We start from the raw sequence: 25713 nt of genomic DNA on the forward strand, positions 1-25713 counted from the left end.
ATGAAAAATTATATAACGGAACATCAGTCCCCGTATTTGGATTTACGGGCCGAAGTGACGGATATTCTTTTTGAAGGCAAGTCTGATTTCCAGGATATTGTTGTAGCCGATAGTAAAGAGTACGGAAGAATGTTGATGTTGGACGGTGTTTTTCAAACGTCGGACAAAGATGAATTTACGTATCATGAAAATATTACACACATCCCCCTTTTTCTGCATCCTTCTCCTAAAAATGTATTGATCATCGGCGGCGGGGACGGGGGGGCCGCAAGAGAAGCCGTACGTCATCCGGAAGTGGAACGGGTGACGATGGTAGATATTGACGGTAAGGTGATTGAACTGTCGAAAAAATATTTCCCCAAGATTTCGGCAGCTATTTTGGAAAACAATCCCAAGCTGACGGTTAAAGTAGGAGACGGAATTGCTTTTATGAAAGAAGCGGAAAATTTCTACGACGTTATTATTGTAGACTGCTCCGACCCGGTCGGTCCCGGAGAAGGCTTGTTTACGTACGATTTTTATAAGGACACGTATAAGGCTTTGAAGGATGACGGCATTTTCGTGCAGCAGACAGAGTCTCCGTTTATGCATCGTAAATTAGTACGTGAAGTATTTGATGCCGTAGGTGCCATTTTCCCGATTACGCGCCTATATACGGCTTTCATACCCCTCTACCCTACGGGTATGCACTGCTTTACCATGGGTTCGAAAAAATATGACCCTTTAACATGGGAATCCAATCGGAAGCAGACTTTTGAAACGAAATACTATAATGAAGGCATTCAAAAAAGTGCCTTTGTATTACCGAACTTCGTAAAAGAGTTGCTTTACGGCGAAAAACATGAGTGATCGGTAAAAAAAGAGCTGTTTTATAACAGCTCTTTTTTTTATGTATGCGGCTCAATATAAAAACGATAGAAGGCAGAAAGGGGAGGTATTCAACTTCGTCCGGTGACCGGTATTCATGGAATGCGAGAGAAGGGTAGTTCGGGTCAGCCATTTATGCACCGCTTGCAGCTTTGCATTCCGGGACACGCTTACAGGCGACCTGTAAGCCACGCAGTAGACGGCAACCCCGCAGTCTTCGCCAGAAGGCTTGACTTTGAGGGGACGTCATGGTAAGATTATTAGCGTCATCGATTATGTCGAGGACTCTATATGGCGGGTATGGTGAAGTGGTTAACACGGCGGATTGTGGCTCCGTTATTCAAGGGTTCGATCCCCTTTACTCGCCCCATAGGGGTATAGCCAAGTGGTAAGGCACCGGACTTTGACTCCGCTATGCGCTGGTTCGAATCCAGCTACCCCTGCCAAGTATGATCCACTAGCTCAGTCGGTAGAGCACCTGACTTTTAATCAGGGTGTCCCGAGTTCGAATCTCGGGTGGATCACCAATAAGTCGGACGAACGAGGTCACCTCGGTCGTCCGACTTTTTCGTTGTAAACAAGGATTGTGACGGAATTCAAGGCAGTAAGAACGGGTGTATTGAAAAGGCTGAAGGGTTAGTGTAAGATGATTTTGAAAAGGGTGTTTGACTATATCGGTAGACGTTCGTAAGAGAAACAATAAATATAAAATTTTTCCGATTGCGAGTGTGACATGAACTTTAAATACGGCGATACACTGCGTATCGAAAACGATTTATATACGGTTTTAGGGACAATTGCATATGAAAATAAGGAGGGCTACTCATGGGTTGAGCATCTCCTCATAGAACATCGTACCGATACGGAATATTGGCTCAGGAAGGATGACGGCAGTCGTGGGTACGAAAATCGCGAGTATCAGTTGTCGCGAGTTGTTTCAACAGGCATAATTCCCGCCGGCATGCGTCTTGTTGACAGTGGTAGGGAGCGTGTTACCGACGTTTGGGATATATACGGGTCCGATGATGTAGAACGCGGCGACGAAGCCGATTATAAAAACTACCGGAATAATAAAGGGATGTTCTTTTCTATAGAAAAGTGGGAAGATTGCACGGAATATTCGCGCGGCCGGTATATAGATGAAAAGGTTGTGCGAATTGAGGAAAATGCGGAGTTAACCGACTTTATTAAACGCCAAATGCTCCGTAGACGCCTTATTAAGACCGGTGTATTCTTGTTTTTCGTCGTAGGGATTTGTATTCTTTTGTATATGGGTTATTCTATGCGACACGATATACGGGACTTCTTCGGATATCCTTATACGGTAGCCGAATATGTAAAGGATAAGCCGGGGACTTATACATATGTCACTTCCGTCACGGATGCCAATAATACTAAGTCCGATATTTATCAGTCCGACAAAGATTTGGATGCGACTGTACAGGATATCATTAAGGGCGTAGACGGTAAGGTTTCGGAAGTTACTCAAGACGGCGATACGGCACTGGAAAATATGGATAGCCAAGCTGATGAGGAATTGACGGATTTGGTGCGAACGACCGGTGTTCCCACACAGACTGTAACGATTTTGACGGATAACGAGTTTATTACCGTATATATATCGACGGAAGGGACGGTATTGCTTCGCGTTGAAAGTCGGGAAGCGGCTTACAACAACACGGATGACGGCGGCTATCACAGTACCACCCATTCATACGGTTTTTATCGCTATGCTTACTGGCGTAATGGATATGACCGAGATCGCGGGCGTTACGGAGGAACGTCTTCATACGCCGCTTACACACCGGGATCATCGCATACCACTTATTCGCCGTACAATCAATATGCATCCAGCGTGCGTCGAAACAGCGTGAGCAGTCGGACCGGATCCCATGGCGGTACGAGTGTGGGAAAATAAAAAGTTAGGAAATATTTCTATGTATACGGGAGGAACTTATGCCTTATATTGCGGATATTGTGAATGTATTGATATTCTCCTTCTTGGGAATTATTTTGATGATTGTCGGGAATATGATTATCGATCAGTTTATTCCCGGTGATTTTCCGACGGAAATAAAAAAAGGGAATAGTGCTGTTGCCTGGGTCTGTGCCGGTTCGTTTATCGGCATGGGAGAGATTGTTCGGACAGCCATTCAATCACCGACAGCGGCAGAAGTAGAAGAATTTCTTTTACACGGCATTATGTTCAGTCTTATTTATGCCGTCATAGGAATAGCCGTTTTCCTTATGGGCTTTTTCTTTATCAGTGCCTTTCAGCGTAAGTATTCCTTGTCTAAAGAAATTATGAGCGGTAATGTAGCGGCAGGTATTGTTACCTTCGGTATTTTTGTAGGCTTGGCACTTGTCGTAGCCGGGGCCATTCAGTGATGAAGTCGGAACGCCTGTTGCTGCTTACAGCTTTTATCGTATCAGGGTGTTCTCTGTGCTATGAATTGATCATAGGCGCTATCAGTTCATACATATCCGGTGATACGGTGTGGCAGTATTCCGTTACCATCGGTCTTTATATGGCGGCCCTGGGGTTCGGATCTTATATCAGTAAATATATTCGCCGTAATTTATATGACTGGTTTATCGGTATTGAGGTGATTATCGGTATTATAGGAGGACTTAGTGCGACCTTTATTTTTTTGGCTAATTTGTACTTGGAAGCCTATCAGGTCGTGATGTATGCCTTTATTATCGGAATCGGCATACTTGTAGGTATGGAAATTCCCTTGTTGGCACGAATTTTGGAAGTGGAGCGGGGAGACTTACGACATACCCTGTCATCTGTATTTGCCTTTGACTATATGGGCGGATTGGCCGGTTCCGTCGTCTTTCCTCTTTTATTTTTGCCGCATTTAGGGTATTTGGCGACGGCTTTTTTGTGTGGGGTTTTGAATGTGGCTGCGGCGGGAATCGTCATTGGAGCCCATTATCGAAAATTGAGATTGCGTCGGATTTGGCGGGCTGTTGTCATCATGCTGACGATCGGGTTGTTTACAGGCGTGGCTTTTGCAGGGAATATTTCCAAATATGTTGAAGGCGGCTTGTATCGCGATACCATTATTTTTTCCACGCAGACGGAGTACCAAAAAATTGTCGTTACTCGTCATAAAGATGATGTGCGGCTGTTTATTGATGGAAATTTACAGTTTTCCTCGAGCGATGAATACCGATATCATGAAGCGTTGATTCATGTGCCTATGGCACAGGTACAAAATCCGCAACGTGTTTTGATACTCGGAGGCGGAGACGGCTTGGCAGCTCGCGAGCTTTTAAAGTATGAAGGCGTAGAGATTACGTTGGTAGACTTGGATAAGGCTATAACCGACTTGGCTTCTACCAACCCCGTCTTGACGAAGCTTAATGAACACTCTTTAACGGATCCGCGGGTTACGATTATTAATGATGATGCCCTTAAGTTTTTGGAACAGACGAATCATATATACGATGTCATTGTCATAGACTTACCGGACCCCAATAATGCGACTCTTGTCAAGTTGTACAGCAACATCTTTTATCGCCTTTGCTACAAGGCCCTGGGGGAAAACGGTGTTATGGTGGTGCAATCGACGAGTCCCTATTATGCGACTAAGACGTTTTGGAGTATTCATAAAACTCTTGAATCGGAAGGTTTTTATGTCTACCCTTATCATTTACAAGTACCGTCTTTCGGTGATTGGGGATTCAATTTGGCTAGCAAACACTCTTTGGCAATTATTCATCCCGTTCGAGCCGTAAATACACGCTTCTTAACGGATGACGTTATGAATAAAATGTTTGTTTTCGGAAAAGATGAAATAGCCGGTGATGTAGAAATAAACGCTGTTACGCGGCCTGTTATACTGGATTATTATATGGATGCCGTTCATAAGTGGCGATAGAAAATAAAAGCGAGGAATTGAGATTCCTCGCTTTTTAAAGTTGAGTATTTGCTTATAAGAAGAATACGACCATGTCGATAATGAAGGTGGGAATGAGGATAGCTATAGACCAACCCATATAACCGAAGAAGCTGGGCATTTTAATGCCGTTTTCTTCAGCAATGGACTTAACCATAAAGTTGGGGGCATTGCCGATATAGGTGTTGGCGCCCATGAACACGGCACCGGCCGAGATGGCTTCCAGCATGATTTGTGAAACAGTGCCGACGGATGTGTGAATGCCCGTCGTCGAGCCGATAGCACCGGCTGTCTGTAAGAAGACCAAGTAGGTAGGCGTATTGTCCAAAAAGGACGAAAGGAACCCTGTGGCCCAGAAGAGCTGCCACGGGTCGTGAATACCCAATTGGGCACCGTGAACCTTTAAGAAAATGAGCGCCGGAATCATGGTGATAAAAATCCCCAAGAATAGGGTTGCTACTTCAATGATTGGTGCGTGAGAGAACTCGTTCAATTCGTGGATCGACTCTTTCGTCGTCTTCAGGGAAAGAAAAGCTGCTACTAAAATAATGATGATTTCCACTATGGTAGCATAGGGAAAGACGATTTCATCGTATACGGGAATTCCCGCATTATCGGCAAAGAAGGCGAATTCCTTCGGTAAAAGACCGTTGGCAATAACTCCGACGATAATCATGCCAATAAAGATGAGATTATGCAGCCCTTCAATCCGGATGGGTTCCTTTTCGGATTCAGACAGTTCGTCCAAGGGGGAACGGCCTTCGGCCAACTCTTTTTTACAGAAGTAGCTGTCAATAAAGTAGAAGGCTGCAAATAGGATAATCATGTTCAGTAGTAAAAAGGGTGCCAAATGGAAGGTCCAGGTGAAGGGGACTCCGCGTTGGAACCCCATGAAAAGAGGCGGATCGCCGAGAGGGGTAAGACAGCCGCCGATATTGGCTACGAGGAAGATGAAGAAGACGATAACATGAGCCGCTTTCTTTCTCCACTTGTTGGCACGAATTAACGGACGAATCATGACCATAGCCGCACCGGTAGTACCGATCCAGCTGGCTAACATCGTACCGATGAAGAGAATGAGCATATTAACCTTCGGCGTTCCCGGCAAGGTGCCTCTTACGGCAATGCCGCTGGCAGCCACAAAGAGCCCGAAAAGCAGTACGATAAACGGCACGTAGTCGAGGAGCATGGATTCAAGGAGACGGAACCAGGCTTCGCTGAAACCGTAGGCAAAAGCAAAAGGAACGATAAAAACGAGAGACCAGATGCCTGCCGCCACATGCATATTCTTTTCCCACCAATGGGGGTGTGTTAACGGGATGACAGCGATAGACAAGAGCATACCGATAAAAGGAATAACACTCCACGCCGGCAGTACGGCGGCAACCGCCTCGTGCCCGTCATTAGCCGCAATAGGCAAGATGGTTGTCATTGCGACGGTTGACAATGATAAAAGAAATTTTAAAAACCTGTTCATAAGAACCGCCTTTCCATAAAAAATAAGTTTTATTTTAATATCTTCTAAAATATTGTATCATAATATTATATGAAAATGTACTATTTTTGCATATAGGGCATAGAGACTAAAATTATAATTTTAAAAATAAAAGAAGGAATTTTGTTTTTGACGGCGAATTGTTATAATACAAGTAGAATTCATAGGAGGGGTCTAATATGAAAGATTATAGAACAATTGTTGTTCCCGTCGACGGTTCGGATAACTCGAAGCGCGCAGTTGAACATGCTGTTACAATCGCCTCTACCGTAGGAGCGTCCTTAACATTGGTATACGTAGCCAACATCGTATCCGTTATTTCCAATTTCGATCAGATTCCTAATGCCAGCGGTTATGTAACCGAGCAGGTAGCCTTAGATATGGAAGAAGAAGGAAAGAAGATTCTGGATGCCGTTACGGCGAACATTCCCGATTCGGTAACGGTGGGGGAAGCCTTCGAAGTCGGCTCGCCCGGACCGGCTATTCTTTCGGTAGCTAAGAAGAATAATGCCGATTTAATTGTTATGGGAAGTCGTGGCTTAGGGCCCCTCAAAGGTTTGTTTATGGGGTCCGTCAGCAGTTTTGTTGTTACTCATGCGGCATGCCCTGTCATGATTGTGAAATAGTTTATAGCGAAATTCTGATAAAAACAGCGGAAAGCCGTTTATGCGACTTTCCGCTGTTTCGTTTTGTAGAGAATCGGTTATAGAGGTTGAAAACTTCGGTTTTCAGGAGACGAATCGGCAATAATTTTTTCTCCTTCAATATAAGTAACAAGAGGTAGAGTACGTTTTTTTTCGATTAAATCGATGATCATCTTCATGCATTCTTCGCCGATTTTTCCCATAGGAATATCGATGCGAGATAAAGACGGAATGGAGAAGTCATTTATTTCCGGCATGGTAATACCGACGGTAAAAACTTCCAAATCGTGAGGAATGGAAATGCCTTCGTTATGACAACCGTAAAGAACCCCGTGGGCCAATACGTCGGATTCACAAAACAGGGCTTGCGGCATTCGGTCACGGTGAATCAGCTCTTTGCAGACTTTAACGGCATCTGCCAGTGATTGGTCACAAAGAAAGATGTCGTCATCCGATACGGGATAGCCTGCTTGAGCGAATACTTCCAAAAAGCCGTCCATCCACATACGCATAATGGGAAATGAAGTATCGTGAGTCAAAACGCCCGGGTGAATGCAGCCTTTATTTAACAAGTGTCGTCCTACGCTGCGACCGATTTCATAGTTGTCCATGGTCACACACCCGTATTTTTCGGAGGTACGATTAAAGAGGACAATGGGGCAAGGGAAGTCGGAATTTTCCAAGTATTCCATATCTTTTTCGGACATATTGGCAATAATAATGCCGTTGAAGAAGCGGTTCTGCTCTACTTCCAGTTGTTTTTGTAATTCATCGACCTTGTACGGAACAACTGTTAAATGGATCGGCTTGTCGTACTTCATGATTTCTCGTTGCAAGCCGAGTGTAATACGGGCCAGATAATTGATACGGAAGTCCGTAGCCCAATAAAAGGCGACTGAGTATGAATCACCGCCGGTGACCCGCAACTTTTTGGCCGATTGATTGGGGACATAATTCATTTTGTGGGCAATTTCAAGAATTCGTTTTTGTGTTTCGCCGGAAATTTTCCTTTCTTTGCCCTTACCGTTCAGTACAATTGAGACGGTAGCAATGGAAACATCGGCTGCTTTGGCAATATCTTTTATTGTCGGCATAATTTGAGTCACCTTCTTTATTATTATTCTGCCATATAAATACATAGTTTTCAATTATAATTGATTATTCTGCATAAGCCTGATTTCATATGTCTCCGGAACGGTAACGATAAGGAGAACCGCATTCAATAAGGGGCGGGACTTAATTATAAGCGTTGAATGAAAAGAAGCTGTAAAAATATTGATAAAAACCTGTGGTATACTTAACTACAAATGTATAGAAGTTCATGAATTACATCATATTTTATATACCTGTTGAGTCTGTAAAAGGTGATTGATATAATATAAAAATGAGAAAATAAAGATAGATTATGCATTCACTTTAATAAAGAAAGAGCGTTGCCATGACTTTTAAAGAAGAAGTAGAAGAGAAACTGCGGAATTTAGCGAAACCTCCGGGAAGTCTCGGGCTATTGGAGCAGCAAGCAAAAAAGATATTTTTGGCTTGGCAGAAGACAGAACCGGACCTTAGGCCCAAGCACATTATTTTCGCCGCCGATAATGGTGTAGTCTGGTCCGGAGCGGCTGTGCAACTGCCGGAAATTACATATTTACAGACTCGTAATATGGTAGACGGACTGGCGGCTATCTCCTGTTTTTGTGATTACAATCGAATTCCTTATGAAGTCGTCGATGTGGGGATTGATTCTCCCGATGCAGTGGGATTGAATTATAAAATCCGGCAAGGGACGCGGAATTTCTCCGTAGAACCGGCTATGACGGAAGCGGAAGTAAAACGGGCTGTAGAAGTCGGACGGGAACGGGTCAGCTTTGCGGCTCATATGGGATATAATTTACTTTCCTTCGGGGAAATGGGCATCGGAAACACGACGACATCGGCAGCTGTACTGACGGCTCTGGCACCTGATTATGCGTCTTTAATTGCCGGATACGGGTCGGCTAAGGGCAATTATCGCCTGTTGAGGCATAAAGAAGAACTTATTTCCGAAGCCATGGAACAATACGGCAGTCTTATGTTTGGACCTATCGATGTATTGCGGTACGTCGGAGGCTTCGATTTAGCGGCGATTACAGGGGCTATGTTGGCTTGTGCGGAGCGAAGAATTCCTTTTTATGTAGACGGGTTCATTACGGCTGTGGCCTTGGTTTGTGCTGTTAAAATACGTGATGACGTGAGGGATTATGCCCTCTTATCGCACCTGTCACGAGAAGCGGGGATGACATTGGCTCTGCGTATTATCGACATGGATGAATCTGAAATCCCTTTACATTGCGGTTTTTCTTTAGGAGAAGGAACGGGAGCCGTATTGGCCGTATCGCTTATGCAATCCCTGATGTATGCCATAGGCCATATGGGAACTCTTGACGAAGTGAACAAGAATGCCAAGAGGCGTCGTAAGGGGGGAGTGTAAGTGGAAATACAGGTTGAACAACAAATAAAGGATGCGGCTGTCGAGGTTTTTCAAAAGGCGGGTCTTACGGAAGAAGAAGCGGTGGCCCTGTTTTATAAACGGACGGCAGCGACGGGGAAACTGACCTTTCCCGTTGAGGAAGAACGAAAAGATGAAAATAAAAAAGTGAAAAGACGGCGTATGAATGAGCGTTTTGCCGAATGGGATGCGTTTTAATAAAAGGAGCTGTAAGTATGTGCGGAAAACCGCATTTTCTTACAGCTCTTTTTAGATGGAGATATCGTTAAGTTATACCGCTGCCTACAAGTGCATCAGTTTTTGTAAACTGTAACCCGACGGCCGATAGGGCAGGGATAATCTGCTCGTATGATTTCTGTGTTGTCATCATGCTCCGTGCTTTGACATAAATGCGTTTTTAGTCTGTTTGCCGTCTTTCTTGCCCTTCATCTATTGATCTAAATTAATTTGCCATTGCTCTTTTCGGATGATCAGTACCTTTTTATGCCAATCAACCCAAATGACTCTTGCAGAGTCGACAGGACTATATAAATTAAAAGTATAGTTGAGAAAAATCTTTACTTGATTGTATATTACACATCTATAGTAGAATCTCCTTCAAAGGCATTAATTCGGTGAAGTGTTCGGGGTGTGTGTGATTGGCACGCTGTCATTGTATAAATAAGGGCGAGTTACCAGCGTACCGTACTTCAATTTAGGCAGGGCTATTAATTGAGGATACAAATCCTTCACCTCTTTGCAAGATTTCAAAGTCAGACTTTCGAGCTCTATAAGTTCTAAAAGGGGGCTGTAATCCTTGTCCAGTACGCGTGCGGTCAACAAACTGAAGGAACGTAAACGGGGCATGTGTCGTAAGAAGCTCAAGGATTGAAGTCGTAAATTTCTAGGGGCTGCGAAATCACCTTCCAGAGAAAGACTTTCCAGATGTTTCAGTGCGGACAGTGCGCTATAATCTTCAATTTTTTGGAAATTTTCAATTGATAGGGCAACCAGATTTTTCAGTTTTGCAATCGGATTGATAGAGGAAACACTTCTGCCGGATCCCAGATGCAGATACTTTAAGGACTGTAAGTGTTCTAATTTTGATATATCCGGATATACGCCCCATTTAATGTGCAGGTCTGTCAGTTTACGTTGGCAACATACTGCATCAAACAACTCTTGGGGCATCCTTGTACAGAATACGAGTTTACTGAAAGCATCAGGGTTTTCTAGCAGAAATTCGCACCATTCTCTGAGAATTCGCTTTTTGTCTCGTGACGAATAAGTATCCTCCAGCTGGGTACAATTAATAACCAGTTCTTTTTCACCTGTATATTCAGACACCGTAACTACGGATTTAGGATGGGCGTCATCGTTATGATAATAATTGAAGCCGTATTTTATTTGTTTTTCAGTCAGTACCGACATTTCAGCACCCCCTTGGGTTTATAAGGTTCTGGTGAGCATATTTTCCGTGTAGGCGCCGTCCTGACTGTTACCGACAAGAATCTTATTCCTATCAAGGGCTTCCAAGGCTTTCATTTCAACATCCGTTAAGGAAAAGTTGAAAATATCCGCGTTGGCGGCAATGCGGTCAGGGTGAGACGATTTCGGCAAGACCGAAATACCTTGTTGCACTAAAAAGCGCAAGGCAATTTGGTGGGGTGTTTTTCCGTACTTTTCAGCCGGTATGGTGACAGCCGGTTCTTTATACATAGACGTATCTCTATTTCTGCCGAAGGGAGAATAGGCTTGATGGATGACTCCGTATTTTTTCATTACCTTTTGAAGCTCCGAATATTGGCAGTATAAATGGGTCTCAATTTGATTGACTGTCGGGCACAGGGTATTGAAATGAATCAGGTCTATAAGTTGGCTGGGCATGAAGTTGGATACTCCGATGGAACGCACGAGACCGTCGGAAACGGCCTGTTCCAAGTCACGCCACGCTCTGTATACATCGTTGTATGGCCAGTGAAGAAGCACCAAGTCGAGATAATCTGTTGAGAGCTTTTTCAAGGACTCTTCCAGACTTTTACGACAGTTACCGTCGGAAAAGCGGGTGAACCAGATCTTGGTGGTTAAAAATAGATCTTCTCGTGCTATGCCGCAGTATTTTACGGCATTTCCGACGATTTCTTCGTTTTTGTAAGCTTGAGCCGTATCAAGCAGCCTGTATCCGGAATGAATTGCCGTGACAATTGCCGCTTCGTCCGCTTTCGGGTCGGTCAGCTTATAGGTACCGAATCCAAGAAGCGGTATTTCATATCGGCTGGTTAATGTGATCGTATTTTTCATGGTCCTTACCCTCCCGGATGATTACTATACATACTGTCTTATATATTATATATTAATCCTGAAAGCTTATGGGTGAAAAGATATGACTGTCGAATTTGTATGGATTTAAAATCTTTTAGTATGGTATCCTTATAATAACTGATGGTATAATAGGAAAAAGGAGGCGGCACATGTTAAAAAAAAGAATGGTTCTCCTTCTCGTAGCAGCCGCTTTATTGGCTTTAGGGCTAAGTCGAGGTGAGGATCAGGCTGTCTGGCAAAAGGGCTCAATGATTTGCTTGGAGTGTATCGGTCTTGGTTAGTCGCAGAATTATTCAAGGTATCAGTGCTTTTCTTACAAATGCCAACTGGAAGGGATTCAGGGACGGTACTATCTATAACGGAGATACTAAGGCACTGTGCGTACCGGGTTTAAACTGTTACTCCTGCCCCGGGGCGGTCGGCGGATGTCCGATAGGTGCATTACAAAGTTCGCTTAGCGGGTTTATTCCGCGGATTCCGTTCTATGTGTTGGGCTTTATCGCCCTTTTCGGAGTGTTATTTGGCCGCGTCGTTTGCGGCTATTTATGTCCCTTCGGGTTACTTCAGGATTTATTGGATTGTGTACCTTGCAGAAAAATAAGAAAATCAAAGATTACGAGACAATTGACGAAAGTAAAATATGCTTTTCTGGGCCTGGTTTTTTTTGGTCCCCTTATGTCATTTGCCGTTATCGGGTTGGGAGAGCCTTTGTTTTGCAAATATATCTGTCCGGCCGGTACAGTAGAAGGTGCGCTACCCTTATTTGTTGTCAATGAAGGCTTGCGCTCCGCTGCCGGAAGCTTAACGGTATGGAAAGGATTGTTGGCCGGGAGTATTTTGCTGATGTCGACTTTCGTTTTTCGTCCTTTTTGCCGTTTCATATGTCCCTTGGGAGCCATATACGGATTCTTTAATCGGTATGCGTTGACGGGAATTGCAGTGGATAAGAACAAATGTATTCACTGCGGACGCTGTGCAGCTGTTTGCAAATCGGATGTGACGCTGGCAGGAGATAAAGAATGTATTTCTTGCGGTGAATGCGTGGATGTTTGCCCTGTCCATGCAGTGTACAAGAGAAAACTTATAATGAGAAAGGTTGAGGAGAGAGATAATGTTTAAAAAATATATGATTGTATTGGCAGCCGCTTTATGTGTTGTCTCACTTACGGCGTGCGGTAATCAAAAGGCCGAGGCCCAACAACAGACGGCTCAAGCGGAAGCGGTAGCGGATTTAAAAATCGGAGCGCCTGCACCTGATATAGATTTGCCGGCTGCTGACGGAAAGAGCGTAAAACTTTCTCAACTATACGCACAAGGCCCTGTTTTTATTAACTTCTGGGCATCGTGGTGCCCGCCGTGTGTCGGAGAAATGCCGGACATACAAAAGGCTTATGATGCACATAAACAGGAAATTCAATTTATTGCCGTGAATATGGACCAGAAAAAAGATGACGGCGTTGCCTTTTGGCGTGACGGAAAATATACGATTCCCATGTATCAGCCGAATATTCAAAAGGTGAGCCGTGACTATCGCATTTCGGGAATACCGATGTCCGTTCTCGTAGATACGAGGGGAATCATTGTAAACATGAGGGTCGGCTCGATGGATGAAAAGGAATTGGAAGAATTCCTCAATTCTATATCGAAGAAATAGCCTTTATACCAGTAAAGGTATATATTAAAAAATAAAGGAATGACGAGGGAGCTTATGCTTACCTCGTCATTGCTTTGTGTTACGACCGGCATGATAAAGATCTTTATTTTTATCATGCCGCATAAGTGAAGGGGGAGTGCTTGTTATGAACAAAAGATGGACGGAGCATTTTAAAGCCGACTTACCGACATTTTATGATGCAACGCGTAAGTTTTATGCTAAAGAATTGAAGCCGGCAGAATACAAAGGAATTTCCGGCGGTTTCGGGTGCTATGGAGAACGTGGCGGTGAAACGACCATGATTCGCCTACGTTTTACAGGCGGTATCCTGGAACGAGAGGACCTTATACAACTCCGTGAAGCGATAAAAAAATATAATTTGAAATTTGTTCATTTTACAACATGTCAATCTGTACAATTTCATCATCTCAAGGAAAATCAAATACTCGGTTTGATGAAGGAGTGTTATGAACAAGGCATATTAACTCGAGGAGCCGGGTCTGATTTTCCCCGTAATATTACGGCACCTGCTTTACGCGGGGTCGACCCTTTGGAATACTTCGATATTACGGAATTGGTTAAAGCGGCGGCCGACTATTTGTTGAGTTTTATCGGCGTAGTCGGGTTGCCGCGTAAATTAAAGGTATCCTTTAATAATACGGGTACCAATGCTCCGCATACGACAGTTCGCGATCTTGGATTTGTCGGACGACCTGACGGGTTGTTCGATGTATATGCCGCCGGAGGCTTGGGGCCGAATCCCCGTTTGGGAGTTTTAATCGAAAGCGGAGTCTGTCGAGAACGCGTACTTTATTATATTCATGCTATGTACATGCTTTTCTCGGAAACGGGAGATTATAAAAACAGGGCTCGTAATCGCACCCGCTATTTCCAAACTACTCTCGGTGCGGATGAATTCAGAAAACTCTTTCATACATATCTGGAGAAGGCAAGTTCTCTCGACCTTACGGTGAAGTCGAAGGAAAAAGAAGTGGAGAAAAACGGTTGTAGCGGAGATATAATCCATCCCTGTGTACACCGTCAAAAGCAAGAAGGTCTCTATTATGTGGAATATCATCCCCAAGGCGGAACGCCGACGATTGACGAATTTACGGAGTTGATTTCCGCGATTATTGACATAAACGGGGCACAATTGCGCCTCGGTGCCGAGGAAACTGCATATGTTACAAATTTAACGGCTCGTGAAGCCAAAACAATTGCCGGGATCATTGAAAATCACACGGCTCGCACATCGTTTGAAAAGTCTGTTTCTTGCGTAGGTTGCACAATCTGTCAAATCGGGTTGCGTGATTCGGCCGGCCTTCTGCGGGATATACTGTCGGCAGTCGAACCGTATCATTTTGCAGAAGGCGTCTTGCCGCGTCTGTATATTTCAGGGTGTCCCAATTCTTGCGGTACTCATGAGTTGGCAAGTATGGGATTTATGGGAGGTGCTAAACGAGTAAACGGGGAAACAGTTCCGGCCTTTGTCTTGTTTACCGGTGGGTCCGAAGACTTAGGTAAAGAGAAATTAGGGAAAGAGCGAGGTGTATTATCAGCTATCGATATCCCCCAATTTATAGTCGATCTGGGCAAGTCCATTGAAGCGACAAAAAGTACCTTTGCAGCTTGGCAAGTTGAGCATGCTGATGAATTTCAACAGTTGATCGATAAATATGTATAAAGAAAACAATCCCTTGGCTATATAAGCCAAGGGATTGTTTTCTTTATATCTTAAACATTAAATCTGAAATAGGTGACATCGCCGTCTTGCATAGGATAATCTTTTCCTTCCAAGCGGACGAGTCCTTTTTCTTTAGCGGCTAATTCGCTACCGCAGGCAATGAGATCGTCGTATGATACAATTTCCGCACGAATGAAACCGCGTTCAATATCCGTATGAATTTTACCTGCCGCTTTTTGTGCCCGCGTTCCCTTGACAATCGTCCAAGCGCGGACTTCATCGGCACCGGCCGTGAAGAAGTTAATTAAGCCCAAGAGTGCATAGCTGGCATGGATTAACTTTGTAAGCCCCGCTTCGGGAAGACCGAGCTCTTCCAGGAACATAGCCGCTTCATCATCGGGAAGTTCGGCGATTTCCGATTCTATTTTTGCCGATACGGCAACGACTTGGGAACCTTCGGCGGCAGCGAATTCCGTCACCTTCTGTACGAGCGGATTTTCCGTAGCTGTGGCGGCTTCATCTTCCGCTACGTTACAAATATATAAAATGGGTTTAAGGGTCAATAAATTCAATTCTTTGAGTAAGGGCAACTCATCTTTTGTCAGCTGTGCCTTGCGGGCGCCTTCACCGTTTTCCAGGCAGGCGAGCACTTTCTCGAGGACTGTCAATTCGGCTTTGGCAGCCTTGTCGCCGCTTTTGGCAATTTTATTCAGTCTGTCTGCACGTTTTTGAGTTGTTTCCAAGTCGGCAAGGCATAGTTCAGTGTTAATAATATCAATATCGCGCAACGGGTCTACGGACCCGGAGACATGGGTTATGTTTTCGTCCTCAAAACAACGGACTACTTCAGCAATGGCATCGGTTTCGCGAATGTGGCTGAGAAATTTATTCCCCAGACCTTCGCCCTTGGAGGCACCTGCAACAAGGCCTGCAATATCGACGAAACGCATAACTGCCGGGACGACGCTTTTAGGATGATACATATCCGTAAGGACGGAAATGCGCTTATCGGGAACTTCTACGACCCCGACATTTGGTTCGATAGTGCAGAACGGATAGTTTGCCGCTTCGGCACCGGCTTTGGTTATGGCATTGAACAGCGTGCTTTTTCCGACATTCGGTAAGCCGACAATACCGACTTCAAGATTTGTACTCATCATATCACCTTTAATCGTTAATATATAATCAAAATTATCAGTTCAAATACACATTATACCATAAAACGGGGCCTTGTGATGAGATCCGCACTTGGCACTTTTTAGGAGTAAAAAAGAACCGCAACCGTTTAAGTTATAGGGTTGCGGTTCTTTTTTATTTTATAAGGAATGTGCGCGTAATTCTTCGTCTGAGTGAACGGAAATCCATGCAGGCGGAATATCAAATACCGTAAACGCCCCCGTAGCCTTATGTTTTGCTAACCGGTTTAAACCACGTGCATATGCGGTTAATACGGAACCTGTAAATTCAGGATTGCTGTCGAGTTGCAAGCGATATTCTACAACATGTTTCGTACCCGGAGTGCTTTCGCCGCTGCGTAAAACAAAACCGCCGTGGGGAATGCCCTTGTGATCGCGATCGAGTTCTTCTTGAGAAATGAAGTGAACGACCGTTTCATAACCGACGAAATAGTTCTTCATTGTTTTGATTTCATTTTCAATGCGAGCTTTGTCAGCCCCTTCGGCAGCTACGACGTAGCAGTCTCTTAAGTGGGCTTCTTGACCCGTAACTTCCGGCATTTCACCGTTGCGGATAGCATTTAAGTATTTATCCTTAGGAACTGTATATTGACGGGCGTCTACGACGCCGTCAATACGGCGAATGGCGTCGGAATGACCTTGGCTTACTCCACGCCCCCAGAATGTATAAGACTTACCTTGCGGTAAAATAGCTTCTGCAAAAACACGTTGCAATGAGAACATGCCCGGGTCCCAACCGCAGGAAATGAGAGCTGCTGTACCGGCGGCTTTAGCGGCCTTATCTACATTATTGAAGTGTTCCGTAATACGCGGATGCGTATCAAAGCTGTCAATACATGTGAAGTGGGCAGCTACTGCCGGGGTTTGTTCAATTAAGTCCGTTGCAGAACCGCCGCACAGAATCATGACGTCGATTTTACCCTTGAAATTAAGCATTTCATCCATTGTATAAGCCGGTACGCCGCTTACTGTTTTAATACCCTTACGGCGAGAAAAAACGCCTATCAGTTCCATGTCCGGCTGTAATTTTACGGATGCTTCCGCGCCGCGACCCAAGTTTCCATAACCGACAATACCGATGCGAATTTTGTCCATGTCGTGCCTCCTGTATAAATACCTTTACTTCTATAAATCGGTTTTTATTGTATCACATTCGTCGTTTGTTGTGTATGTATTTTTGCTTAAAACCTTAATTTTTTAATTCTATCCACAGCCTCAACCGTATTTTCTCTTGAACCGAATGCCGTAAGCCTCATATATCCTTCTCCGTGCGGACCGAAACCGCTACCGGGAGTGGTGACAACACCGGCTTGTTCCAAAAGCAGGTCGAAGAAGTCCCAACTTTTCATGCCTTTAGGCGTTTGTACCCAGGCATAAGGAGAGTTGAGAGCTCCGTAAACAGTATATCCCGCATCTGTTAAACCGTCGCGAATGATACGGGCGTTTTCCATGTAATAGGCTATATCTGCACGGCATTGCTTTTGACCTTCTTCGGAGTAGTATGCTTCGGCAGCACGTTGAATGATATACGGCGTACCGTTGAAGAAGGTGCATTGGCGACGATTCCACATGGGGTTTAGAGGGGTTTTAATGCCGTCGTGAGTATAAGCGACACAGGCTTTAGGTACGACTACGTAGGAACAACGAGTGCCTGTAAAGCCTGCATTTTTCGAAAAAGAACGTAGTTCGATGGCCACCTCTTTGGCCCCGTCTATTTCGAAAATACTGTGGGGAACGTCGTTTTCCGTAATATAAGCCTCATAGGCCGAGTCATAGATCAAGATGACCTTATTGCGATGAGCGTAATCCACCCATTCCTGCAAATCCTCACGCGACATGGCTGTGCCCGTCGGATTGCTGGGATTGCACAGGTAAACGATGTCGACAGGTTCAGTAGGCGGGGTAGCTTTAAAGCCGTTTTCCGGCGTGCAGGGTAAGTAGACGACGCCGTCGTAACGCCCCGTTTTTTCATTAAAGGCTCCTGTATGGCCGAACATAACATTAGAGTCGAGGTATACGGGATATACAGGGTCGGCAATTGCAAAGGTAAGATTGTGGCCAAAAATTTCCTGAATGCAGGCTACATCTGTTTTGGCTCCGTCACCGATAAAAACTTCGTCCGTATCAAGGCTTACTCCGCGGGTTTCATAATCGCCCTTAATGATGGCATGACGGAGAAAATCATACCCCTGTTCGGGGCCGTAGCCGTGAAATGTTTCGGCAGTTGCCATGTCGTCAACTGCTTTGTGGAGTGCTTCAATAATAGCGGGTGCCAGAGGTTTTGTGACGTCACCGATACCGAGACGGATTACTTGTCTGTCAGTTTTCTTTTCATAGTCGGCAACCTTCTTGGCAATTGTTTGGAATAAATAATTCCCGGGAAGTTTGTTGTAGTTTTCGTTTACGTGAGCCATAAGGGCCTCCTTAAGAAGATTTATTCATTTTATATAAAATGATATTTTATTCTACTATACCCCTTTTTTGTTGAAAAGGCGGAAAAATCATATTTGTACACTGTACTATACAAATGGGTAATACAGTGTAGCACATAACGGTATATGTGTAGCTTATGAATAGACGGGGAATGTGTGCTGACGATGACAGCAGGCTTTCTGTTTGGTATACTGGGCGTACGGGAAACATGGCGGAATACGAGCCGAAGAAAGAGGGGAAGATAATGGGTATTGAAAAAACGGAAACCTATACGCAAACACGCGAATTGCCACTAAATTGTCCGGCTTGCAGTGCGGCCGGCACGACCATAATATATGAGAAAATTGACGGAACGACACAAATGAGGGACAGAATTCTTACAGACAGCAATTTGTTTATGTATGAATGTCCGCATTGCGGTGAACGGGTGCGCATAGAAGCTCCTTGCATTTATGTGGATGAAAAACGGAAAATCGCCGTCTGGAATATGCCTGATCCGAAGTTTGAATTTACGGAACAAGCTTTGGCTGAAAAAATCGGTAATTGGGACATAAGTGATTATACATGTCGCATTACGCGCAGCTGGGGGGAATTGAGGGAAAAGATTATCGAACTTGAGAGCTCGGTAGACGATCGCATTTGTGAGGTCATCAAAAGCGGTGCTTACAGTTTGATTAAGGCTGAAGATCGTAAAGTGTTACCTCTTGAGTCGTATCATATAGATTATTGCACACAAGAAGGAGATAGTCGGGCTATCGGATTAGTATTTATGCGATCCGATATGGGTGGACAAGCGTATGTATATCCCTTGACGGATCGGGTAATACAGGTAACGGACGACATCTTCCGACCTTTGCTGGACGGGCTGGACTTATATAATCGTCGCGGCGAGTTTTTCCGGTTTACTTATGAAACGGCACACAATTTTGTTATGCAAACGACTGAGGCGGCACAAGAACAAAATAAGAAATATGAAGAACTCATCAGCCTGTGGGTGAAGACCTTGGCTAAAGAACTATATCATGTCGACTTGTAAAACTGATAGATCAGGGTAACGAAAACCGTGCCTTTTAGATAAGGTGCGGTTTTTTTGTTATGCTGTAGACGTATAAAAAGGTCTTAGCGTATGTATAAAGCGGTGGGGTTCTTTCGTCGCCCTGCGTAAGGATATATAATCAAGATATATAGTTCTGTTGATAAATAATTATAGGAGAACGGGTATGAATGCATACACTCTTTCAAATTTGACGGATATGGTTAAAGAAGGCTTGCATACAAGACGATTTTTAAAACAAATCAATCTTACGGCAGAAGCCTTGGACCGTATTATTACACGAACTTCTGTAGATGAGGCCGTTGCGGAAGTCGCATTCATGACAAATGAAGACGGTCGTTTTAGAACCGAGGCCGTACCGGGTGTTTTAAAGCGGCATATACCGGTGCTGGTAAACGAGCCGTCATGCGGTTGGTTAAAATATTGTTATTACTATATACTGGCCCGTATTTATCCGGAAAATGTGGCTTATTGGACAGACGATCACATTGAAACGGTGCTGTCTCGAGATGATGAGTACGGATTGGGACGTGCCGTTGTGTTGCAGATTTTGCGTAGCCTATATAGATTTGAACGCCGATATCTTCCGTTTTCTCCTTTACGGGAAATGAGATTTTTGTCGCCGGAAGAGATTATAGAAAACGGCTTTAGTGAAGAATATCTGAAACTTCGCGACATCAGTACGGAGTATTATATTTATGAATTTATGCGTATCGGCTATGCCATTACCCCTTACGATACACTGGGACATATAGGAGGGGTGCATTATGTGGCTGTATACGCGGCACGGCAACTTTTTGCCGCCGGGGTGCCCGTTGATGTAGCCATTGTATCCGGAGCGGCAGCTGTACATGACATAGGAAAGTACGGGTCCAAGAAGAGCGAAGAACGCAGAGTTCCGTACCTGCACTATTTTTATACGGATCTTTGTTGTCGCCGTGTAGGTATCCCCGAAATCGGTCATATTGCGGCAAACCACTCTGTTTGGGATTTGGAACTGGAAAACTTGCCGGTTGAGGCGTTGTTATTAATTTATGCTGATTTTCGCGTTAAAAGTCGGCGAGAAAACGGTCGTGAAAAAGTTTGTTTCTATACATTAAAAGAAGCTTTTGATGTTATTTTGCAAAAGCTGGATAATGTAGACGAGGCTAAAAAGCATCGCTATCAAAGAGTGTACGAGAAGTTGGCCGACTTTGAACAATATATGACTATGTCCGGTGTCAATACGGTTTTACCTGATGATTTTTCCGATTGGCCGGCCAGTCCGGGAAAACGTGAGAATGAGGAGCCTGTGTTGCAGGAAGGGGAATCGGTCGTTCGCGCTTTGACCTATACGGCTATTGATCACAATATCCGTATGATGCGTCTTTTCCAAAAAGGGAATGAGTTTTCACGTTTTTTGGAAGGGGCTCGCAGTGAGCGCAGTTGGAAGAATGTACGTAATTACATAAGTACGCTTGAAGAGTATTTTACATATATGACGGAGCGCCAGAAAACGATTACACTGCAATTTCTTTATGAAATTTTGTCGTATCAGGATGTAGACATTCGTATGCAGGCTGCCAGATTGATGGGAAATATTGTCGCGACTTTTGAAGAAAAGTATCGAAAGGAAATTCCCGAAGGCGTTACTTTACCCCCCAGAGAGGTAACCAGTGCCGGCCTTTTCGCACATTACATGTCGCTAATCGTAAAGCCCGGCTGGCGTTTTACGCAGCAACATCGGAACTGGATTTCCTACTGCCTGGGAGAATTTGTGCAAAGTGCCTTACAATATTGTGATGAAGATGAGCGCCGGGAATATTTGGATATTTTACAACGATACTATAGCCGCACGAACTATCAAAGTGAGATTTTCATTGTCTTGCTTACTGCCTTGAATCGCGCTGATATTATACAGGGTGCAACGGGATTTATTGAAACCTTGGGGACTTTTATCGAAGCGGCTTTGAGTCATGCCGATTTAAATGTACGCGTTGCGGCTTTGCGTTGCAAAGCCACTCTGGTAGATGCGTATGATGAGGAGATGTACTTTGCCGACTTGTTGAAGACCTTGAGACTTTCGGCTAATGAGGCGGACTTAAATGAAGAATCGGGGGCTCTTTTTCTGGACAATTTGAAGATGAGCACTCACTGGGTCATTAAGGCCGCTAATATAGAGATTCTTTTACACTTTTTACAAATGACACATCAGCCGAGCAGCGTTATGCACTTGGGCACGCATTTAGCCAATGTTTTGAAAGTCAGCGAAAGTTGTTTCGTTAGAGCCGCCGCCGGTGCGGCTTTGTTGCGAGTTGCCTCCCATATGACGTTTACACAACGCAATGAAATTGCCGTGGAACTGTTTAACGGTCTCGAATTGGGAGATTTGCGCATATCAAAGTATGTTCCCGAATATTTAGGCCGGCTTGTATTACAACTGTCGCCGAGCGAAGTGGATGAATTTATCGGTAATATTGAAAATCAAATTGTAACGGCCACGACTCATGTAGCCGCCTCAATGGTTCATACGGTGGGTGTCATGGTCGGCAATTTTCAGGAATTTGCCGAACGCTTTCCCCAGGAAGAAATTCGAAACGAGAGTCGGAAACGGCGATTACTGTATATCATGATTAAGACATATGCGCACTTTAACAGGGAACTGAGTCGCGATGCCTTTAGACAAATGGGGCGGTTTATCTTTGCCAACCCTGTCTTGTCTTTGGATGAAGTGGATTTTTTCTTTTCTCATGCGTATAAGAAATTGCTCGTCTTATTGTCTGAGCAACGAGAAGAGGCTCTCGATTTTTATAACAATGCGGCAGTGCTTAATCACATTTATCGCTATATCGGGATTCATCGATTGGAACGGGAACGTTTTGATTTTGCCCCACCTCGCAAGGTGTGCTTTTATCCGGGAACCTTCGATCCTTTCAGCCTGGGCCATAAAGCGATTGCCATTCAGATTCGAGATTTGGGCTTTGACGTGTATTTGGCACTTGATGAATTTTCTTGGTCGAAGCATACACAGCCGCGCTTGATGCGAAGGAAGATTATGAATATGTCCGTTGCCGATAAAGAGCATATTTACCCCTTCCCCGACGATATTTCTATCAATATGGCTAACCCGTCCGACCTGAAGAGGTTGAAAGAAATTTTTGCGGGTCGCGAACTGTACTTGGCTGTCGGTACGGACGTTATAGAAAATGCGTCGGCATACAGAAATGAGCCGTCGGAACACTCAGTTCACACATTGAATCATATTGCTTTTGAGCGGGAGACAAGAGACGGAAAATACGATCCCGAATCGTTTTGTCATCCCGTACAGGGAGACTTAATCACCTTAAAGCTGGATAAGTTTTATGAGGATATCAGCTCTACGCGTATTCGTGAGAACATCGACTTAAATCGGGATATATCGAATCTTATCGATGCGGTGGCACAGCAGTTTATTTATGAAAATAATTTATATTTACGTGAACCGGCATACAAGCACGTTTTTGATGCAAAGAACATGGATATAAGCCTCTTTGAAACGCATCAAAAGAGTGAAGAGATGCCGTCTGCAGGAGAATTGAATGCCGCAGGCTACGACGGTATGTGTGTTTCATCCTATGTTTGCCGTGATGATGTTCGTTCTTTGTATATAGAGTGGACCGAAAAGGAACGACAAGTCATCGCTTATGCGGCGGCTCATCATGTGGGTATTCGTGAATTGCACACCGAATTCGGTGATACGGATATTGCGTCTCGCATCCGTGAGGCTGCGGAAGGATCCGTTGCGTCCATCGGCTTCCTTTATACCCGGATGGCGGTTGCAGCGGGAGATATTCGGGAAATTCTTATTACGGAGCTGATGACCGCTCTTATTGCCCAAGATTATGCATATGCCTTGTATCACCCTGTTGATGCGGTCGGCGGCTACGGGGATGAAGCGATGATTGAGGCCTTGCAAGACAGAGGATTTCAGAATATTGCCCCGCCCGGAGCCGATCCGGTATATGCCGTCAGCCTGAAGAGTCCCGTGGTTCTTTTTAGAGATGTGGAAACTGTTTTGAAAAATCCGTTTAACAAGAACCTTACGGTATTACAGGCTTTGGATAAGGCTCATGAACGGTTGCTGGAAACCATGCGACGCATTTATCCGGGAAAGCTTATTCTTTCCTTTACCCCGAGCGTTGTACACAAAAAGATTATTAATGAGGCCGTGCGCTTGAACGGGGTTTCCGCAGTAAATGACGGTAAACGACGTTACGGTCCGTACATGTCCGTACCCTTCGGTAAGACCTTAAGTGATGTCTTAATACCCAATACGGTAACGAAGGCTTTACACATAGAAAAGTATTTTGAACGGTCTGTGCGAGGTTTTAAAATGGCGGAATCACGGTACTATTCGTCTGTAATAAATCAGGTAAAGACTATCCGCTCCTTTAATCGGCCGGTGATGTTGATTGACGATTTATTACATAAGGGTTATCGCATGCGTATGCTCGTTCCTTATTTAGAGGAATGCGGAATCGATATTAAGGCCGTCTTAACAGGTGTAATGACAGGTCGGGCGGCCGATATGATGAGTGAATGGGGAATACGGGCTGAGTGTGCTTACTTTCTGCCTACTCTGGAGGTATGGCTGAATGAACGCGACTGTTATCCTTTCTTAGGGGGCGACAGTATTATGCAGGCTGACGGAAGCGGCGATGACAATCCGTTCATCAATCTTGTCTTGCCTTATGTAAAACCCGGATTTATCGGTAAGGGGGATGACGAGGCCGTATACCGGTATTCGCTCACTTGCCTGAAAAATGCACTGCACATTATGGAAACTTTGCAGGAGACATATCAGCAGACATTTGAAAGACGCCTAACTTTGAAACGTCTGGGTGAGGTGGTTTCACCCTTGCGCATTCCCGATATGAACCCCGGAGTAATCTTTGATAAGAGTATGAATCCGTCACGGTTTATAGAAAATGATATTGAACAATTACTAAGATTTCGATGGAAAAATTCGTAGGTTCTAAATAGGAGATATATCATGTATATTCATGATTTACCAAAGGAAGCGGGCATTCTTAAGACTATAGACTTAGTTGCGTTTCAAATGCCGCAACGGCGTTTGAAAGTAAATATTGCGGCTCTCGGTGATGTAGGGACTACTATGCTGACAGGTCTGCGCCTTTTAGGCGGAGATTGTCTTGACCGATGCGGTATGTATGACATTAACAAGGCCAATCTGGAACGGCTGGAAATGGAGATGAATCAAATCATTTATCCTGACGGGTCTGTGCGGGTGCCGCCCGTTGAAATTGTGACGGAAGAGACACTCTTTGATTGTGATGTCTTTATCTTTTGTGCTACTAAGGCTGTGCCGCCGGTAAGTGTCGGAGGGGATGTGCGCATGGCCCAGTACGAAGCAAACAAAGGATTGGTGAAGCATTTTGCTTGTTTAGCTCGCGAACGAAAATTCTCCGGGCTGACCTGCATCGTGTCGGATCCCGTGGATCCGTTATGTCGAGTGTTTTTAAAAGAAGCGGCAGTGCCGCCCGGATATGTGCAAGGATTCGGCTTGGGAGTGATGTACGGACGAGCCTTGTATTATGCTGAAAAAAACGGTATAGGTGAAAGATTTAAAGCCGAGGGGCGCGTATACGGGCCGCACGGGGCCGATTTAGTCGTAGCCGACAGTTTGAAGGATTATGATGACGAACTTTCTCGACAGTTAACGGAGAGGGTCGTAACGGCTAATCTTGTTGTCCGTGATTTGGGCTACAAACCGTATATTGCCCCGGCCTTGTCATCAGCGGCACTGTCTATTCTTTATGCCTTACGCGGACAATGGCATTACGGTTCAGTGTGGTTGGGAGATGAAGAACGGGGGGCATTTATGGGGGTGCGAAACAGATTTATCTCCGGACATATAGAGTATGAAGACCCGGATCTTCCCGATGACTTGTATAGGCGGATTTGTAAGGCTTACTTGACCCTTTGCACTTTGTCGTAAAAAGGACGGTGATAT

At 44.7% G+C, this 25713-nt stretch carries 21 protein-coding genes and 3 tRNA genes; 17 read left to right on the plus strand and 7 right to left on the minus strand.

The genetic code is table 11. From position 1 onward, the window contains the following. The 7 genes from speE (at position 1) to HMPREF9429_RS08085 (ending at position 4757) form a co-directional block, all read left to right on the plus strand. A complete protein-coding gene (gene speE, locus HMPREF9429_RS08055; protein ID WP_006943016.1) occupies positions 1 to 849 on the plus strand; it encodes a polyamine aminopropyltransferase in 849 nt (282 codons plus the stop codon). A gap of 312 nt (positions 850 to 1161) precedes the next feature. Next, positions 1162 to 1237: transfer RNA gene (locus HMPREF9429_RS08060), tRNA-His, on the plus strand. A gap of 1 nt (position 1238) precedes the next feature. Further along, a tRNA-Gln gene (locus HMPREF9429_RS08065) sits at positions 1239 to 1313 on the plus strand. 5 nt (positions 1314 to 1318) lie between these two features. After that, positions 1319 to 1394 (plus strand) — tRNA-Lys (locus tag HMPREF9429_RS08070). Between the two features lie 206 nt (positions 1395 to 1600). Next, the gene (locus tag HMPREF9429_RS08075) at positions 1601 to 2785 is read left to right on the plus strand and encodes a DUF4178 domain-containing protein (protein ID WP_006943017.1); all 1185 of its coding nucleotides are present in this window, start codon (positions 1601 to 1603) and stop codon (positions 2783 to 2785) included. Between the two features lie 38 nt (positions 2786 to 2823). Next, positions 2824 to 3255: a DUF350 domain-containing protein gene (locus HMPREF9429_RS08080; protein WP_006943018.1), complete on the plus strand. Its 432-nt coding sequence runs from the start codon at positions 2824 to 2826 to the stop codon at positions 3253 to 3255. After that, complete coding sequence (locus HMPREF9429_RS08085) at positions 3255 to 4757, plus strand: polyamine aminopropyltransferase (protein ID WP_006943020.1); 1503 nt, start codon at positions 3255 to 3257, stop codon at positions 4755 to 4757. The genes HMPREF9429_RS08080 and HMPREF9429_RS08085 overlap by 1 nt, the downstream gene beginning before the upstream one ends. A 52-nt stretch (positions 4758 to 4809) precedes the next feature. Here the strand turns inward: HMPREF9429_RS08085 and HMPREF9429_RS08090 are convergent, their stop codons facing one another. Then, positions 4810 to 6252: a sodium:proton antiporter gene (locus tag HMPREF9429_RS08090; protein WP_006943022.1), complete on the minus strand. Its 1443-nt coding sequence runs from the start codon at positions 6250 to 6252 to the stop codon at positions 4810 to 4812. 197 nt (positions 6253 to 6449) lie between these two features. Here HMPREF9429_RS08090 and HMPREF9429_RS08095 point away from each other — a divergent pair, with 197 nt between their 5' ends. Then, positions 6450 to 6896 carry a universal stress protein gene (locus HMPREF9429_RS08095; RefSeq protein WP_006943023.1) on the plus strand — a complete coding sequence of 149 codons (447 nt, stop codon included), beginning with the start codon at positions 6450 to 6452 and terminating at the stop codon, positions 6894 to 6896. Between the two features lie 77 nt (positions 6897 to 6973). Here the strand turns inward: HMPREF9429_RS08095 and HMPREF9429_RS08100 are convergent, their stop codons facing one another. Continuing rightward, the gene (locus tag HMPREF9429_RS08100; protein WP_040774486.1) at positions 6974 to 8008 is read right to left on the minus strand and encodes a LacI family DNA-binding transcriptional regulator; all 1035 of its coding nucleotides are present in this window, start codon (positions 8006 to 8008) and stop codon (positions 6974 to 6976) included. 344 nt (positions 8009 to 8352) lie between these two features. Between HMPREF9429_RS08100 and HMPREF9429_RS08105 the strand changes: the two genes are divergently transcribed. Both HMPREF9429_RS08105 and HMPREF9429_RS08110 read left to right on the plus strand, forming a co-directional pair. After that, positions 8353 to 9381, plus strand: a complete 1029-nt coding sequence (locus HMPREF9429_RS08105; RefSeq protein WP_006943025.1) for a nicotinate-nucleotide--dimethylbenzimidazole phosphoribosyltransferase — start codon at positions 8353 to 8355, stop codon at positions 9379 to 9381. Then, positions 9382 to 9597, plus strand: a complete 216-nt coding sequence (locus tag HMPREF9429_RS08110) for a type II toxin-antitoxin system RelB/DinJ family antitoxin (protein ID WP_006943026.1) — start codon at positions 9382 to 9384, stop codon at positions 9595 to 9597. A gap of 408 nt (positions 9598 to 10005) precedes the next feature. On the opposite strand, the gene HMPREF9429_RS08115 is transcribed toward HMPREF9429_RS08110, so the two are convergent. After that, positions 10006 to 10809, minus strand: coding sequence for a leucine-rich repeat domain-containing protein (locus tag HMPREF9429_RS08115; protein WP_006943027.1), 804 nt, complete (start codon positions 10807 to 10809; stop codon positions 10006 to 10008). An 18-nt stretch (positions 10810 to 10827) separates the two neighbouring features. Next, a complete protein-coding gene (locus HMPREF9429_RS08120; RefSeq protein ID WP_006943028.1) occupies positions 10828 to 11679 on the minus strand; it encodes an aldo/keto reductase in 852 nt (283 codons plus the stop codon). 170 nt (positions 11680 to 11849) lie between these two features. On the opposite strand from HMPREF9429_RS08120, the gene HMPREF9429_RS09400 reads away from it, so the two are divergent. The 4 genes from HMPREF9429_RS09400 to HMPREF9429_RS08135 all read left to right on the plus strand — a co-directional run bounded on the left by HMPREF9429_RS09400 (position 11850) and on the right by HMPREF9429_RS08135 (position 15038). Next, complete coding sequence (locus HMPREF9429_RS09400; RefSeq protein ID WP_006943029.1) at positions 11850 to 11981, plus strand: CD1871A family CXXC motif-containing protein; 132 nt, start codon at positions 11850 to 11852, stop codon at positions 11979 to 11981. Continuing rightward, positions 11974 to 12819, plus strand: a complete 846-nt coding sequence (locus tag HMPREF9429_RS08125) for a 4Fe-4S binding protein (protein ID WP_006943030.1) — start codon at positions 11974 to 11976, stop codon at positions 12817 to 12819. Before HMPREF9429_RS09400 ends, HMPREF9429_RS08125 begins: the two co-directional genes overlap by 8 nt. Then, on the plus strand, positions 12812 to 13354 hold the full coding sequence (locus HMPREF9429_RS08130) for a TlpA family protein disulfide reductase (protein WP_006943031.1): 543 nt from the start codon (positions 12812 to 12814) through the stop codon (positions 13352 to 13354). The genes HMPREF9429_RS08125 and HMPREF9429_RS08130 overlap by 8 nt, the downstream gene beginning before the upstream one ends. A gap of 145 nt (positions 13355 to 13499) precedes the next feature. Continuing rightward, positions 13500 to 15038 (plus strand): nitrite/sulfite reductase, encoded by a 1539-nt coding sequence (locus tag HMPREF9429_RS08135; RefSeq protein WP_006943032.1) that lies wholly within the window; start codon positions 13500 to 13502, stop codon positions 15036 to 15038. A 50-nt stretch (positions 15039 to 15088) separates the two neighbouring features. Here HMPREF9429_RS08135 and ychF read toward each other — a convergent pair whose 3' ends face one another. The 3 genes from ychF to HMPREF9429_RS08150 all read right to left on the minus strand — a co-directional run bounded on the left by ychF (position 15089) and on the right by HMPREF9429_RS08150 (position 18648). After that, positions 15089 to 16195, minus strand: coding sequence for a redox-regulated ATPase YchF (gene ychF / locus HMPREF9429_RS08140; RefSeq protein ID WP_040774488.1), 1107 nt, complete (start codon positions 16193 to 16195; stop codon positions 15089 to 15091). Positions 16196 to 16354: 159 nt separating this feature from the next. Continuing rightward, positions 16355 to 17329 carry a diaminopimelate dehydrogenase gene (locus HMPREF9429_RS08145; protein ID WP_006943034.1) on the minus strand — a complete coding sequence of 325 codons (975 nt, stop codon included), beginning with the start codon at positions 17327 to 17329 and terminating at the stop codon, positions 16355 to 16357. Between the two features lie 86 nt (positions 17330 to 17415). Then, positions 17416 to 18648, minus strand: coding sequence for an LL-diaminopimelate aminotransferase (locus HMPREF9429_RS08150; RefSeq protein WP_006943035.1), 1233 nt, complete (start codon positions 18646 to 18648; stop codon positions 17416 to 17418). 155 nt (positions 18649 to 18803) lie between these two features. Here HMPREF9429_RS08150 and HMPREF9429_RS08155 point away from each other — a divergent pair, with 155 nt between their 5' ends. From HMPREF9429_RS08155 to HMPREF9429_RS08165, 3 genes are all read left to right on the plus strand, one after another. Beyond that, on the plus strand, positions 18804 to 19703 hold the full coding sequence (locus HMPREF9429_RS08155; protein ID WP_083801182.1) for a CpXC domain-containing protein: 900 nt from the start codon (positions 18804 to 18806) through the stop codon (positions 19701 to 19703). Between the two features lie 184 nt (positions 19704 to 19887). Then, complete coding sequence (locus tag HMPREF9429_RS08160; protein WP_006943037.1) at positions 19888 to 24711, plus strand: nicotinate-nicotinamide nucleotide adenylyltransferase; 4824 nt, start codon at positions 19888 to 19890, stop codon at positions 24709 to 24711. 21 nt (positions 24712 to 24732) lie between these two features. Continuing rightward, complete coding sequence (locus HMPREF9429_RS08165; protein ID WP_006943038.1) at positions 24733 to 25698, plus strand: lactate/malate family dehydrogenase; 966 nt, start codon at positions 24733 to 24735, stop codon at positions 25696 to 25698. The last annotated feature ends 15 nt before the right edge of the window (positions 25699 to 25713 follow it).

Origin of the sequence: Megasphaera micronuciformis F0359 (assembly GCF_000165735.1) — a bacterium.
GTDB classification, from domain to species: Bacteria; Bacillota; Negativicutes; order Veillonellales; family Megasphaeraceae; genus Megasphaera; species Megasphaera micronuciformis.